We start from the raw sequence: 13,608 nt of genomic DNA, 5'->3' as shown, positions 1-13,608 counted from the left end.
TCGCCCGCATCTCTCAGTCATGCTGGACGAGGTGGTGGCCGCAGCCGCCCCCTCGCCCGGCGCGCGGGTCGTCGATGCGACCTTTGGCGCCGGCGGCTACAGCCGCGCCTTCCTCGCCGCCGGGGCCGAGGTGCTGGGGCTCGACCGCGACCCTGCCGCCGGCCGGTTCGCGCCCGCCACCGACGATCCTGGCGCAGATCGCTTCCACCTGATCCATTTCCCCTTCTCCGAACTCGAAGCCGCGCTGGCGCAGAGCGGCGATGAGCGCTGCGACGCGGTGGTGTTCGACATCGGCGTCTCCTCCATGCAGCTGGACGAGGCGGAGCGCGGCTTCTCCTTCATGCGCGACGGCCCACTGGACATGCGCATGGGCGGCGACGGTCCCACCGCCGCGGACCTCGTGAACACGTCGCAACCGGGCGATCTGGTCCGCATCCTCAGGCTCTACGGCGAGGAGAGCCAGGCGCGCCGGATCGTGGCGACCCTGATGCGGCGGCGCGAGACCCGGCCCTTCACCCGCACTCTCGATCTTGCTGAAACCGTGGAGAAGGCCTTGGGCGGCCGGCGCGGCGCGCCCGTTCACCCCGCCACCCGCACCTTCCAGGCGCTGCGGATCGCGGTGAACGACGAGTTGGACGAGCTGGAGGCCGGGCTCGCGGCCGCGGAACGCGCGCTCTCCCCCGGCGGCCGGCTGGTCGTGGTCAGCTTCCACTCCCTGGAGGACCGCATCGTGAAGGCCTTCCTGACGCTGCGCGCCGGCCGCACGCCCGCCGGCTCCCGCCACGCCCCGCCGGCGCCGGAGACGGCCGCCCCAAGCTTCGAGCTTCTGATCGACGGCGCTCAGACCCCCAACTCCGCCGAGACCGCCGCAAATCCGCGCGCCCGCTCCGCCAAGCTGCGCGCAGCCGTGCGCACCCAGGCGCCGCCCTGGCCCACCGAGAGGAGGCGCGCCTGATGCCCTTGGCCTTCCTGTTCGAGAAGCGCATCCGCGGCTTCCGCGTCATCGAGATCGCCGCCTTCCTGTGTCTGACGGCGCTGGTGCTGGTGGTCTACTTCTCCAAGGCGCACGCCGGCCACGAGACCGCCGAGATCGGCGATGTCGACCAGCAGATCGCCGAAACCCAGCACCGCGTCCGCCTGCTCGACGCCGAACTCGCCCACCTGGAGGCGCCGGCCAGGATCGAGCAGCTGTCCCAGCAGTATCTCGGCCTGGCGCCGATCCCCGCCAAGCACGAGACGCCGGACACCGGCCTGATGGAGATCGCGCGCCAGGCCGCCGAGCCGCCGCCGAAGGACTCCGCCAAGTCCAAGGCCGCCACTGGGGCCGCGCCACCCGCCAAGGCGCCGACCGCTGCGCCCATCGCCACCGCGAAGACCGACGCCAAGCCCGCCGGAGCCCCGCTGTGAGCCCCATCGACCCCGTCAGCGCCGACTTCCCCAACTATCGCGAGCCCTACGGTCCGGCCCAGCTCTGGCGCTGGGCCGTGGAGATGGTCTGGAACGTGGAGCGCGCCTTCGAGCGCTCCAAGGCGTCGGGCCGGGCGGTCGACGACACGCGGCTGCGCATCTTCTTCGTGCTGTCGATCTTCTCCCTGGCCTTCGTGACGCTGGGCCTGCGCGCCACCCGCGCCGCCCTGTTCGCGCCGGAGGAGGCGGCCGGACACAGCGCCCCGCCGCTCGCCGGCGCCCGCGCCGATCTCACCGACCGCAATGGCGAGCTGCTGGCGGTCGACCTCACCCACTACGGCCTCTACCTCGACCCGCGCGAGATCTGGGACACCGACGAGATCCGCCGCAAGCTGCCGGCCGCCTTCCCCAAGCTGTCGCCTGAGCGGCTGGACAAGGCGCTGCACGGCGGCCGGCGCGAGTACCTGGCCGGAGGGCTGACGCCCCAGGAGATGCGCGGCGTCCACGACCTGGGCCTCCCCGGCGTCAGCTTCGAGGAGGAGCCCCGCCGGGTCTATCCGCTGGGGCCGACCGCCGAGCACCTGATCGGCTTCTCCGACGCCGGCGGCCGAGGCATCGCCGGCGCGGAGAAGGCGCTGGACGGCGAACTGCACGCGGGCGCCGCCACCGGCGAGCCGGTCCAGCTCGCCATGGACATCCGCGTCCAGGCCGCGCTCCAGGACGAGCTGCAGAAGGCGCAGGCCAAGTTCGGCACCCTGACCGCCCAGGGCATGGTGGTCGACATTCAAACCGGCGAAATCCTGGCCATGTCCAGCGTCCCGGACTTCGACCCCAACGCGCCGGGTCACTCCCCCATCCCCAACCTGACCAACCACGAAGCGGCCTCGGTCTATGAACTCGGTTCGGTGTTCAAGGCCTTCACCATCGCCATGGGCCTGGACACCGGCGTAGTGACCCTGGACTCCACCTTCGACGTGCACGCGCCGATCATGGTGGGCGGCCACCTGATCCACGACTTCGACAAGGGCGACAGCCAGCTGGCGCTTTGGCAGGTCTTCACCCACTCCTCCAACATCGGCGCGGCGACGCTCGCCATGCGCGCCGGGCCGGACCGGATGAAGACCTATTTCCAGCGCTACGGCCTGTTCAAGACGGCGCCGAGCGAGCTGCTGGAATCCGCCCGCCCCATCCTGCCCCGCCAGTTCACCGACCAGACCCTGGCCCAGATCGCCTTCGGCCAGGGCATCTCGGTCAGCCCCCTGGCGCTGGCCACCGGCTATACGGCGCTGATGAACGGCGGCCTGTACCGCCCGCTGACCATCAGGAAGGTCGATCCCGCGCACATCCCCGACGGGCGGCGGGTGATCTCCGAACAGACCAGCTACCAGATGCTGCAGCTTATGCGCATGAACGTGCACACCGATCCCAAAGGCTCGGGCCACAAGGCGGACGCGGTCGGCTTGCGGGTTGGCGGCAAGACCGGATCAGCCCAGAAGCCGGAGCATGGCCACTATTCCAAGGACAACGTGTCCTCCTTCGTCGCCGTCTTCCCCACCGACGGTCCGATCAATGCGGACCGCTATCTGGTGATGATCACCCTGGACGCCCCTCACGTGACGCCGGACAGCTTCGGCTTCATCACCGCCGGCTGGAACGCCGCGCCCACCGCCGGCGCCGTGATCGACCGCATCGCGCCCTTCCTGGGCGTCAAGCGCATCATCACCGCCGACGCGCCGCTCCCCGGCCAGGTCGCCAAGCCCTCGGACATGGCCGAATGAGGGGGGTGGCTATCCTTGTCCTCCCCCGCAAAGCGGGGGAGGTGGCGCGGCGCGCTTGCGCCGTGACGGAGGGGGCTCGTGGAGCGCGCCGCTCGCCGCAGCTTCGATCGCAGCGCCTGGGGAGCCCCCTCCACCATGCGGCGCATGGTCCCCCTCCCCCGCTTCGCAGGGGAGGAAAAGCCGCATGAGCGTGCGCCTCTCCGCCCTGGTGGCCCGCAGCCTGCCGGCCGACGCCGACCCCCTCATTGAGGGCGTCACCGCCGACAGCCGCGCCGTGCGCCCCGGCTTCCTCTTCGCCGCCCTCCCCGGCTCAGCCAGCGACGGCCGCGCCTTCATCCCGCAGGCGCTGGCCGCCGGCGCCGCCGCCGTGCTCGCGCCCCAGGACACCCCGAACACCGGCGCGCCCCTGGTCCGCGCCTGCGACGCGCGACGCCTCTACGCCCTGGCCGCCCGTAGGCTGCAGCCGGCGGAGCCGGAGACGATCGTGGCGGTCACCGGCACCAACGGCAAGACCTCGGTCGCCACCTTCTGCCGCCAGATCTTCGCCCGGCTCGGCCGCCACGCCGCCAGCATGGGCACGCTGGGCGTCCAGGCGGAGGACGGCGACCGCCTCGACGCCCTTACGCCCCCCGGCCTCACCACGCCCGACGCCGCCGAGGTCGCGCGCCTGGCGGCCGAGCTGGCGCGCCGCGGCGTCAGTCACCTCGCTTTGGAAGCCTCCTCCCACGGCCTGGACCAGCGCCGGCTCGACGGGCTGACGATCAAGGCGGCGGGATTCACCAACCTCAGCCAGGACCACCTGGACTACCACGGCGGCATGGACGCCTACCGCGCCTGCAAGCTGCGCCTGTTCGAGCAGCTGACGCCCCGCGGCGGTAGCGCGGTGCTCAACGCCGACGCCGCCGACTTCCCCGCCTTCGCCGCCGCCGCGGTGATCCATGGGCTGAGCGTCATGTCGGTGGGCGAAACCGGCTCGGCCATCCGCCTCACCGCCCGCCGGCCCGAGCCCTTCGGTCAGCGCCTTTCCGGCTATGTGCTGAGTCGGCCATTCGACCTGCGCCTGCCGCTCGCCGGCGGCTTCCAGGCCTCCAACGCCCTGGTGGCGGCGGGGCTGTGCATCGCGGCCGGCGAGGACCCGCTGGCGGTGATGGCCGCGCTCGAACACCTGACCGGCGCGCCGGGCCGGCTGCAGCGGGTGGGCTCCGGCCCGAACGGCGGCGAAGCCTATGTGGACTACGCCCACACGCCGGACGGCCTGCACACCGTGCTGGAGGCGCTGCGCCCCCACGTGAAGCGGCGCCTGCTGGTGGTGTTCGGCGCGGGCGGCGACCGGGATCGCGCCAAGCGCCCCCTGATGGGTCGCGCGGCCCATGAGCTGGCCGACATCTGCATCGTCACCGACGACAACCCCCGCTCCGAGGACCCCGCCGCCATCCGCGCCGCCGTAATGACCGGCGCTCCCGGCGCCCTGGAGGTCGGCGACCGCCGCGCCGCCATCCGCGCCGCGGTCGAGCAGCTGGGCGAAGGCGACGTGCTCGTCGTCGCCGGCAAGGGCCACGAGCAGGGGCAGACGGTGGCGGGCGTCACCCACCCGTTCGACGACGTGGTCGAGACCCAGGCCGCGCTGCAGGCGGTCCATGCCTGAGGTGCTCTGGACGTCGGACGAGATCGCGGCCGCCACGGGCGGCGAAGCGACAGGCGCGCCGTTCGCGGTGTCCGGCCTCGGCATCGACACCCGCACGCTGAAGGCTGGCGAGCTGTTCGTCGCCCTGGTCGGCGAGCGTGATGGGCACGACTACCTGGACGCAGCCGCGGACGCCGGAGCCGCGGGAGCGCTCGTCTTTTCTCCCCCGCTGCGCGGTAGAAGACACCATCCGCTACCTTGCGTTAGGGTTGATGAGACCTTGCAAGGCTTGCAGAGCCTCGCCGCCGCCGCCCGCGACCGCTCGCCGGCACAGCGCTGTGCGGTGACCGGCTCGGTCGGCAAGACCAGCGTCACCCAGGCGATCGCCGCCGCCCTGAAGCTGGCGGGACCCAGCCACGCCCCGGTCAAGTCCTTCAACAACCACATCGGCGTGCCGCTCACCCTGGCCGCCCTGCCCTGCGACGCGCGGTTCGCCGTGTTCGAGCTCGGCATGAACCACGCCGGCGAGATCGGACCCCTCTCGCGGCTGGTCCGCCCCCACGTGGCGGTGGTCACCACTGTCGGCCCCGTCCACGTGGAGAACTTCCCCAACGGCGAGATCGGCGTGGCCCGCGCCAAGGCTGAGGTGTTCGAGGGCCTGGCCCCCGGCGGCGTTGCGGTGCTCAACGCCGACGACACATGGTTCGAGCTGCTGGCCGACACCGCGCGTGCAGCGGGCGCGAAAGTGCTTAGCTTTGGGCGGGGCGCGAGCTGCGATGCGCAGCTGATCAGCTTCGACCGGGAAGCCCCCTCCACCGTTTCGCGGTCCCCCTCCCCCAGGGAGGGAGGATCAGGCGCAACAGATGCTCCCCCCCTGGAGGAGCGGGCGGCGAACCCGACCGAGGGGGCCTACATTCACGCCCGTCTCCACGGCCGCGACCTAAGCTTCCCCATCGCCCAGGCCGGCGCCCACTGGGGGCCGAACAGCCTCGCAGTTCTCCTGGCGGTTGAGGCTCTCGGCGCGCCCGTCGCTTGTGCGCTCCAAGCGCTTGCGACCTTCACTCCCCTCGCCGGCCGCGGCGCCGCCCGGCACGTGTCCGTTCCCGGCGGCGAGATCACCCTGGTGGACGAGAGCTACAACGCCAACCCCGTCTCCATGCGCGCCGCGCTCGACACCCTGGCCAAGGCCCCGCCCCGCCGTCTGGCGGTGCTCACCGACATGCTGGAGCTCGGCCCCGAGGCCGCCCGCCACCATGCCGAGCTGGCCGAGCCCATCCGCTTAGCCGACATTACGGCGACCTATCTCGCCGGCCCCTCCATGCGCCACCTGCACGACGCCCTGCCGCAGGGGCGCCGCGGCGTGTGGGCGTACGACGCCGCCGAACTCGCCCCCGCCGTCCTCGCCGCCGTCCGTCCAGGCGACACGGTGATGGTCAAGGGCTCCAACGGCTCCAACGCCGCGCTTATCGTCAAGGCCCTGGTCGAGGCCGCACCCGCCCGAGGCGGCCTCACCCCGGCCGGAGCCCAGCGCTAGATGCTCTATCTGATCTACCAGTCGCTGGACGCCCACCACCACTACTTGCCCGTGGCGAACCTGCTGCGCTACCTGACCTTCCGCACCGGGCTGGCCTTCGTCACCGGCTACATCGTGGCGGTGGCCATGGGCTCGCGCTTCATCCGCTGGATGCGCACCAAGCAGGGCAAGGGCCAGCCCATCCGCACCGACGGCATCGAGCGCCACGTGCTGGAGAAAAAGGGCACGCCCACCATGGGCGGCTTCATGATCCTGGCCGGCGTCCTGGTGGGCGCCCTGCTCTGGGCCGACCTGAAGAACATCTACGTCTGGGTCGTGCTGATGGTCACCGCGGCCTACGGCGGCCTGGGGTTCATGGACGACTACGAGAAGGTCACCAAGCAGACCGTCGCCGGCGTCTCCTCCCGCATGAAGCTGCTGGTCCAGTTCCTGGTGGCCGGGATCGCGGTGCTCTTGATCGTGCAGTTTGGGCAGAAGATGCCTGAGGCGGCGGTCCGCACCTCGGTCACCTTCCCGATCTTCAAGGACCTGCTGCTCAGGCTCGGCTGGTTCTACGTGGTGTTCGGCATGGTGTTCATCGGCGGGTTCTCCAATGCCGTGAACCTCACCGACGGGCTGGACGGGCTGGCCATCGTGCCGGTGATGATCACCGCCGCCGCCTTCGGCTTCATCGCCTATCTGGTCGGCAACCTGAAGTTCGCCGACTACCTGCAGGTCCACCCGATCCCCGGCGCCGGCGAGATGGCCATCATCTGCGGGGCGCTGATGGGCGCCGGCATGGGCTTCCTCTGGTACAATGCGCCGCCGGCCAAGATCTTCATGGGCGACACGGGATCGCTGGCGCTCGGCGGCGCGCTCGGGACCATCGCGGTCGTCGCCAAGCACGAGATCGTCATGGTGATTGTGGGCGGCCTGTTCGTGGCCGAGACGCTGAGCGTCATGATCCAGGTCGGCTACTTCAAGCGGACCGGCAAGCGCGTCTTCCTAATGGCGCCTGTCCACCACCACTTCGAGAAGCTCGGCTGGGCGGAGTCGACCGTGGTGATCCGCTTCTGGATCGTCTCCATCCTGCTGGCGCTCGCCGGCCTCGCCACCTTGAAGCTGAGGTGAGCGCGATGGCCATGCCCCTTGATCCGCTCATCCCGGCGAATGCCGGGACCCAGATCACAGGATTCCGCCGGGCGGGGGTTGGCGCACGTGCGCCCGTCTCCGCAAGCGTCGCGCTCTGCAATCTGGGTCCCGGCATTCGCCGGGATGAGCGGGTTATAGGGGTGGGGGTCCGATGATCCCGGTCACAGGCTTCAGCGGCAAGACCGTCGCGGTCTTCGGCCTGGCGCGCACGGGCCTCACCGCCGCTCGCGCGCTGGTCGCCGGCGGGGCCAAGCTCGCGGTCTGGGACGAGAACGCCGACGCCCGCGCCAGGGCTGCAGCCGAAGGCCTGCCGCTGGTGGACCTCAGTCAGGCGGACTTCTCCCGCTTCGCCGCCCTTATGGTCTCGCCGGGCGTGCCCTTAACCCACCCGGAACCCCACTGGGTGGTGAACAAGGCCCAGGCCGCAGGGGTCGAAATCCTTGGCGATATCGAGCTGTTCGCCCGCACGGTGAACGCCGCGGAGCCCTGGAAGCGGCCGAAGATAGCCGCCATTACCGGCACCAACGGCAAGTCGACCACTACAGCCCTGCTGGGCCACATCCTGAACGCGGCGGGCAAGGACGCCCTGATCGGCGGCAACATCGGGGCGGGCGTGCTGGGCCTGGAGGGCATGCACGGCGGCGCGGTCTACGTGCTGGAGCTGTCGTCCTACCAGCTCGACCTCACCTCCAGCCTTAGGGCCGACGCGGCGGTGCTGCTGAACGTCTCGCCCGACCATCTGGATCGGCACGGCGGCATGGAGGGCTACCTCGCCGCCAAGCGGCGGGTGTTCCTGAACCAGGACAAGGGCGACACCGCCATCGTCGGCGTGGACGACGCCATCGGCCAGAACCTCTGCACCGAGCTTCTGGCCCTGAACCGGCGCACCATCCGCCCCATCTCCGCCGGCCGCGCCATGGGGCGGGGCTACTACGCCCTGCAGGGCCTGCTCTACGACGCCACCGGCGAGCGGACGGTGGAGGTGTGCGATCTCAGCCGCGCGCCGGGCCTGCCCGGCCGCCACAACTGGCAGAACGCGGCGGCCGCCTACGCTGCGGCCCTGGCGCTGGGCGTCTCGCCAGGCGACGCGGCCGACGCGCTGATGAGCTTCCCAGGGCTCGCGCATCGGATGGAGGACGTGGGCGCGATCGGGCGGGTGCGCTTCGTAAACGACAGCAAGGCCACCAACGCCGACGCCGCCCGCCAGGCCATGTGCGCCATCCCGAAGTTCTACTGGATCGCCGGTGGACGGGAGAAGGCCGGCGGGATCGCCCCGCTGGCGGATCTCTACGACCGGGTGGAGAAGGCCTACCTGATCGGCGAGGCTGCGGAAGACTTCGCCCGCACCCTCCAAGGCGCGGCCCCGGTGGAGGCCTGCGGGACCCTGGAGCGCGCGGTGGAGCACGCCTGGCGCGACGCCGCAGCGAGCGGGCGGGACGCTGTGGTCCTCCTCTCTCCGGCCTGCGCGTCCTTCGACCAGTTTCCGGACTTCGAGGTCCGCGGCGACGCCTTCCGCAGCTTGGTGCAGGCCCTGCGCGACCCGCCGGCGCGCCAGGCGGCGGGCTAGGCCGCAGCCTCCCGTCTTCCCGCCTAGCGCGCGAGCGCGAAGGCGGGCATGTTGCGGTGATGAAACGCCTGATCCTGCTTCGTCACGCCAAGGCGGAGCGCCGTTCGGCAAGCGGCGCGGACATCGACCGCGCCCTGACCGAGGAGGGCCGCGGCGCCGCGGCCTCCGTCGGCCACGCACTGGCTGCCGCAGGGCTGATCCCGGACCTGGCGCTGATCTCGCCCACGCTGCGCACCCGCCAGACCTTCGAGGCGCTCGGCGTCAACCTACCGGACGTGACGCTGCAGATCACGCCCGCCCTCTACGACGCCCCGGCGGCGGTCCTCCGGGGCGCAGCGGAGAGTGCTGAAGGCGACACGATCCTGGTCGTCGCGCACAACCCAGGCGTCGGCGCCCTGGCGCTGGCCCTGGTCCAGGCCTGCATCGCCGCCGGCGTCGAGGAACGCTCCGCCCTGGAGCAGGGCTTCCCTACCGCAACAGCAGCGGCCTTCGAGTTCGTCCACGGACGCACCGCCTGCCTCGGCGTCTTCCGGCCGGCGGCGGTGTGAGCCACGTTTACAAGATCATGCCGCGCGCCGAGTGGATCGCCGCCCAGGACGCCAGGTGCTTCAAAGGTTCGGCCGCCGACCTGCGTGACGGCTACATCCACCTGTCCACCGCCGAGCAGGCGGCCGAGACGGCGCGGCTGCACTTCGCGGGACAGGACGGCCTGATTCTGCTCAGGATTTCCGTGGAGCCGCTCGGCGAGCGGCTGAGGTGGGAGCCGTCCCGCGGCGGTCGGCTCTTCCCCCATCTCTACGGTCCGCTCGATCCGGCGGAGGTCGCCGCCGCCCAGCCGCTGGAGCTGAATGTGGAGGGGTGGCCCGATCCCGGTCCGCTCGAGGCGTGAGCATGCTGCACGACCTCGCTGCCCGCACCCTGCGCCTGATGGAGCCCGAAGCCGCCCACCACCTGTCGCTCCGCGCGCTGAAGGCGGGGCTGGGTCCGCGCGATCGGGGGCTCGGCGATCCGGCGCTTTCGGTGCGACTGGCCGGCATGGACCTGCCCAACTGCATCGGTCTGGCGGCTGGCTATGACAAGGATGCGGAAGTCTTCAATCCGATGCTGGCCGCGGGTTTCGGCTTTGTGGAGTGCGGTACGGTCACGCCCCTGTCCCAGGCCGGCAACCCGGGGCCGCGCCTGTTCCGCCTGCCCCGGGACAGGGCGGTGATCAACCGGATGGGCTTCAACAACGGCGGGCTGGAGGACTTCGCCCGACGGCTGGAGACCCCGCGCGAAGGGATCGTCGGCGCCAACCTCGGCGCCAACAAGGACGCCACCGATCGGATCGGCGACTATGTCACCGGGCTTCAGCGCCTGTGGGGCCGCTGCGACTACTTCGCCATCAACGTCTCCTCCCCCAACACGCCGGGCCTGCGCAACCTGCAGGCGCGCGCCGCCCTGGAGGAGCTGGCGGGGCGGTTGCGGGAGGCGCGGGAGGCGCTGAACCGCACCCGCGACTACCCGCTGATGCTCAAGGTCGCCCCGGACCTGAAGGACCAGGAGGTCGCCGACATCGTCAGCGTGGCGGCCGGCTATGGGCTGAACGGGATCATCGTGTCAAACACCACCGTGGAGCGGCCGCAAGACCTGCGATCCTCCAAGCGGACCGAGACCGGCGGCCTTTCGGGTGCGCCGCTGATGTCGCTCAGCACCCGAACGCTCCGCCGCTTCCACGACGCCAACGCCAACGCCCACCTGGCGCTGATCGGGGCGGGCGGGATCGCCAGCGCGGAGGACATCTACGCGAAGGTGCGCGCCGGCGCCTGCGCGGTGCAGCTCTACACCGCCCTGGTCTATAGCGGCCCGGGCCTGGTCCGCCGCCTCAAGCGCGACTTGGCCCGCCGGCTGCGGTCTGACGGGTTCGCCTCGATCTTCGAGGCGAAGGGGGCGGTCTGAGGGCTGGCGGGCCGCCGCCGCGACTGCGAGCGATCTAGGCCAGCCTGCCGGGTAAATCAGCCAAAGGCCTCCTCACGCCAGCCACACCATCATCCGCGTCGCCACGTCCTGGCCCCGCCCGAAGCTGAAGCGCTGCCGCACCTCGCCCGTGTAGAGGAAGCCCGCCTTCTCCAGCACGCGCCCCGAAGCCGGATTGTCTGCGAAATGCCCCGCAAGCGTGGCGCGGCAACGCCAGTCATCTGCCGCCCAGCCAAGTAGTCCGCAGACCGCCTCGGTTGCGAGCCCTCTCTCTCGGAAGGGCCTGCCCAGCCAGAAGCCGAGTTCCGCACAGATGGTCTTGCCGCGGTACAAGCCCGCCATCCCGACGGGTCCGACTTCGCAGTGCTCGATCAGGAAAGCGCGCGTCTGGGACAACCCGCCCTTGGCTAGAGCGCTGAGATAAAGCTCCGCATCTGATAACCGGTAAGGATAGCGGACGCCTGTCGTCATCCGCGCCACTTCGGGATCGTTGGCCAGCTCGGCGATGTATACGGCGTCCGAGAGGCGCGGCGGCCGCAGCGCCAGCCTCTCCGTCTCGATCCTCGGTTCCAGCAGATCAGCGGACATGCTTCCCCCTCGCGGGCTGGGCCCGCTGCGCCCGGGGAGGAAACGAAAACGGGGGAGCCCGGTGATCCGGACTCCCCCGCGGGACTGAGTCTTGCGGTCCGGATCGCTGGTGGCGACCCGGACGGCGGATCGCGTGCTCTACTCGGCGGCCATTACCGTGTCGGTCGAGGTGTTCTCGTTGGCCGGCACGATGGAGACGTAGGTGCGGTCGTTGCGCTTGGTGGTGTACTTCACAGCCCCCGTCTCGGTGGCGAACAGGGTGTGGTCGCGACCCAGGCCGACATTGGTGCCCGGCCAGAACTTGGTGCCGCGCTGGCGGACCAGGATGTTGCCGGCCAGGGCATGCTCGCCGCCGAACTTCTTCACGCCGAGGCGCTGTCCGGCCGAATCGCGGCCGTTGCGGGAGGAGCCGCCGGACTTCTTGTGAGCCATATCGCTGTCCTTTCCTGCTTACGCTTCGACCAGCGCGTGATCAGCTGCGATCGGCGCATTGGCGCGGGGCGCCAGGTTGCGGGCGCGCTCGCGGAGCGTCGCGCGGGTGGTGAGGTCGACCTCGCCGTCCCACGTCTCGTCCACGCCCGAGGCCGACAGGCCGACGACCCGCAGCACCGACTCTTGTTGGCGGTGGTTCTTGTGGCGGCGGTGGCCCTGGCGGGGGATCTTCTTGACCGTGTAGACCTTCTCGCCCTTGCGGGTCTCGATGAAGGTCGCGGTGACCACCGCGCCCTCCACCATCGGCGCGCCGACGGTCACGCCGGCCGCGCCGCCGACCATCAGCACCTGGTCGAAGGACACTTCCGAGCCGGGCTCGCCCGCCTCCAGCTTCTCGACGACCAGCAGGTCGCCCGGCTGCACCCGGTACTGCTTACCGCCGGTCTTGATCACCGCGTACATGGGAGAGGAACCTTGTCAGTCGGCAGGCCACACGCGTGTGGCCGCAAAAACGAAGCGCCCGCGAGTGACCCCGCGGGCGATGAGCGGCGCAATATACGGATAGCACGTCCTACGTCAACGCCGCTTCACGGGCTTGCCAGCATCGCGGAGCAATGTGAGCGTCGTCCTATGAGACCCCGCCTCACCCACGCAGCGATACTCTTCCTGGCCTTGGCCTCCTGCGAACGACTACCGCCGCTCGCCAGAGGGTTACCCGAAGGAGAGGAAGATGCCTTCAATCAACGTCTTTCGACGCGATTTCCTATTGGATCGCCTAGCCAAAGTTTGGTTCAAGAACTAAAGCGTGAGCACTTCATTATCAGAACGCATCAAGGTGAGCTTCAAGACGAGGCAAACCACATATTTGATATACGGGGCCACGTCATCGATCCCCACACACTTAAGCTGCTAGACAACTATGACTTCTATGCACAGAAGTATGTTATGCGAGCAATCTGCGCCGATACCTACAACATCAAGTATTCTGTACAAATGCAGGCGCTCACGGCTATTCACGGTGAGATGCGACAGGGCTGCCTATAGAGGCACCGACATTCACTAGCCATCGCAGGCAGCAAAGAACGCCTGCTGCAGCGTCAGCCCTTCAAGCTCTCGTCGATCCCCTTGCAGGCTTCCACCAGGCCCTTCACCGAGTCCACCGACTTGGCGAACATGGCCTTCTCCGCCTCGTCCATCGGAAATATTCTTTTCTCTCTGCCGGTCAGCGGGCCGCTCGCCATCAAGGTCGCCTTCCGCCGTGGCGTACACCGACAATGACCACGCCCTCGCGCTGCACTCTGTAGCGGATGAGGTAGGGCGGCACCGTGGTGAGCACCCGTGTAACGCCCTCCAGTCGTCCCACGTCCGGGAAGTCAGAAAGCCGCCGACCGGCTTGGAAAAGTCGGTTCGCGAGACGGTCAGCGGCTGTAGGACTCTCTGTAGCTACGTAGTCGCGGATGCCCGCAAGATCGCGTTCGGCGCGAAGCGTCCAGATGACCCTGAAAGGTGCGGGCATGGCGATGACAGCCGGCGACCGCCGACGGTGTCAATCCCCAGCGTTCGGCGGAGGCAACTCGCCTTCCTTCCCCCA

General features: G+C 70.1%; 14 protein-coding genes and 1 pseudogene. 10 read left to right on the top strand and 5 right to left on the bottom strand.

The genetic code is table 11. From position 1 onward, the window contains the following. The 10 genes from rsmH to HUV06_RS09485 all read left to right on the top strand — a co-directional run. Positions 1-955 (top strand): 16S rRNA (cytosine(1402)-N(4))-methyltransferase RsmH (gene rsmH / locus HUV06_RS09530; RefSeq protein ID WP_174301035.1); only part of this gene is annotated, 955 nt, incomplete at its 5' end. Further along, positions 955-1,407: a cell division protein gene (locus HUV06_RS09525; protein WP_174301034.1), complete on the top strand. Its 453-nt coding sequence runs from the start codon at positions 955-957 to the stop codon at positions 1,405-1,407. The genes rsmH and HUV06_RS09525, both read left to right, overlap by 1 nt. After that, positions 1,404-3,185: a penicillin-binding protein 2 gene (locus HUV06_RS09520; protein WP_254601019.1), complete on the top strand. Its 1,782-nt coding sequence runs from the start codon at positions 1,404-1,406 to the stop codon at positions 3,183-3,185. Before HUV06_RS09525 ends, HUV06_RS09520 begins: the two co-directional genes overlap by 4 nt. Positions 3,186-3,369: 184 nt before the next feature. Then, positions 3,370-4,830 carry a UDP-N-acetylmuramoyl-L-alanyl-D-glutamate--2,6-diaminopimelate ligase gene (locus HUV06_RS09515; RefSeq protein ID WP_174301033.1) on the top strand — a complete coding sequence of 487 codons (1,461 nt, stop codon included), beginning with the start codon at positions 3,370-3,372 and terminating at the stop codon, positions 4,828-4,830. Next, the gene (gene murF, locus HUV06_RS09510; protein WP_174301032.1) at positions 4,823-6,343 is read left to right on the top strand and encodes a UDP-N-acetylmuramoyl-tripeptide--D-alanyl-D-alanine ligase; all 1,521 of its coding nucleotides are present in this window, start codon (positions 4,823-4,825) and stop codon (positions 6,341-6,343) included. Before HUV06_RS09515 ends, murF begins: the two co-directional genes overlap by 8 nt. Continuing rightward, entirely contained in the window at positions 6,344-7,453 is a 1,110-nt protein-coding gene (gene mraY / locus HUV06_RS09505; RefSeq protein WP_174301031.1) for a phospho-N-acetylmuramoyl-pentapeptide-transferase, read from the top strand. It abuts the gene before it with no gap. A gap of 172 nt (positions 7,454-7,625) precedes the next feature. Then, the gene (murD, locus tag HUV06_RS09500) at positions 7,626-9,041 is read left to right on the top strand and encodes a UDP-N-acetylmuramoyl-L-alanine--D-glutamate ligase (RefSeq protein WP_174301030.1); all 1,416 of its coding nucleotides are present in this window, start codon (positions 7,626-7,628) and stop codon (positions 9,039-9,041) included. A gap of 59 nt (positions 9,042-9,100) precedes the next feature. Next, a complete protein-coding gene (locus HUV06_RS09495) occupies positions 9,101-9,589 on the top strand; it encodes a histidine phosphatase family protein (protein ID WP_174301029.1) in 489 nt (162 codons plus the stop codon). Next, on the top strand, positions 9,586-9,930 hold the full coding sequence (locus tag HUV06_RS09490; RefSeq protein WP_174301028.1) for a DUF952 domain-containing protein: 345 nt from the start codon (positions 9,586-9,588) through the stop codon (positions 9,928-9,930). Before HUV06_RS09495 ends, HUV06_RS09490 begins: the two co-directional genes overlap by 4 nt. A 2-nt stretch (positions 9,931-9,932) precedes the next feature. After that, the gene (locus tag HUV06_RS09485; RefSeq protein WP_174301027.1) at positions 9,933-10,979 is read left to right on the top strand and encodes a quinone-dependent dihydroorotate dehydrogenase; all 1,047 of its coding nucleotides are present in this window, start codon (positions 9,933-9,935) and stop codon (positions 10,977-10,979) included. 72 nt (positions 10,980-11,051) lie between these two features. On the opposite strand, the gene HUV06_RS09480 is transcribed toward HUV06_RS09485, so the two are convergent. The 5 genes and pseudogenes from HUV06_RS09480 to HUV06_RS09465 all read right to left on the bottom strand — a co-directional run bounded on the left by HUV06_RS09480 (position 11,052) and on the right by HUV06_RS09465 (position 13,533). Continuing rightward, on the bottom strand, positions 11,052-11,585 hold the full coding sequence (locus HUV06_RS09480) for a GNAT family N-acetyltransferase (RefSeq protein WP_174301026.1): 534 nt from the start codon (positions 11,583-11,585) through the stop codon (positions 11,052-11,054). A 138-nt stretch (positions 11,586-11,723) separates the two neighbouring features. Beyond that, entirely contained in the window at positions 11,724-12,017 is a 294-nt protein-coding gene (gene rpmA / locus HUV06_RS09475) for a 50S ribosomal protein L27 (protein ID WP_174301025.1), read from the bottom strand. An 18-nt stretch (positions 12,018-12,035) separates the two neighbouring features. Next, complete coding sequence (gene rplU / locus HUV06_RS09470) at positions 12,036-12,479, bottom strand: 50S ribosomal protein L21 (RefSeq protein WP_174301024.1); 444 nt, start codon at positions 12,477-12,479, stop codon at positions 12,036-12,038. A gap of 635 nt (positions 12,480-13,114) precedes the next feature. Beyond that, positions 13,115-13,204, bottom strand: a pseudogene (locus HUV06_RS16655) (hypothetical protein); the annotation flags it as partial. Positions 13,205-13,257: 53 nt separating this feature from the next. Further along, positions 13,258-13,533 carry a type II toxin-antitoxin system RelE/ParE family toxin gene (locus HUV06_RS09465; protein WP_174301023.1) on the bottom strand — a complete coding sequence of 92 codons (276 nt, stop codon included), beginning with the start codon at positions 13,531-13,533 and terminating at the stop codon, positions 13,258-13,260. Between the last annotated feature and the right edge of the window lie 75 nt (positions 13,534-13,608).

This window comes from Caulobacter sp. S45 (assembly GCF_903642205.1).
GTDB lineage: Bacteria > Pseudomonadota > Alphaproteobacteria > Caulobacterales > Caulobacteraceae > CAHJWH01.
The sequence above is the reverse complement of the archived record's forward strand: the minus strand, read 5'-3'. Positions and strand labels throughout refer to the sequence as shown.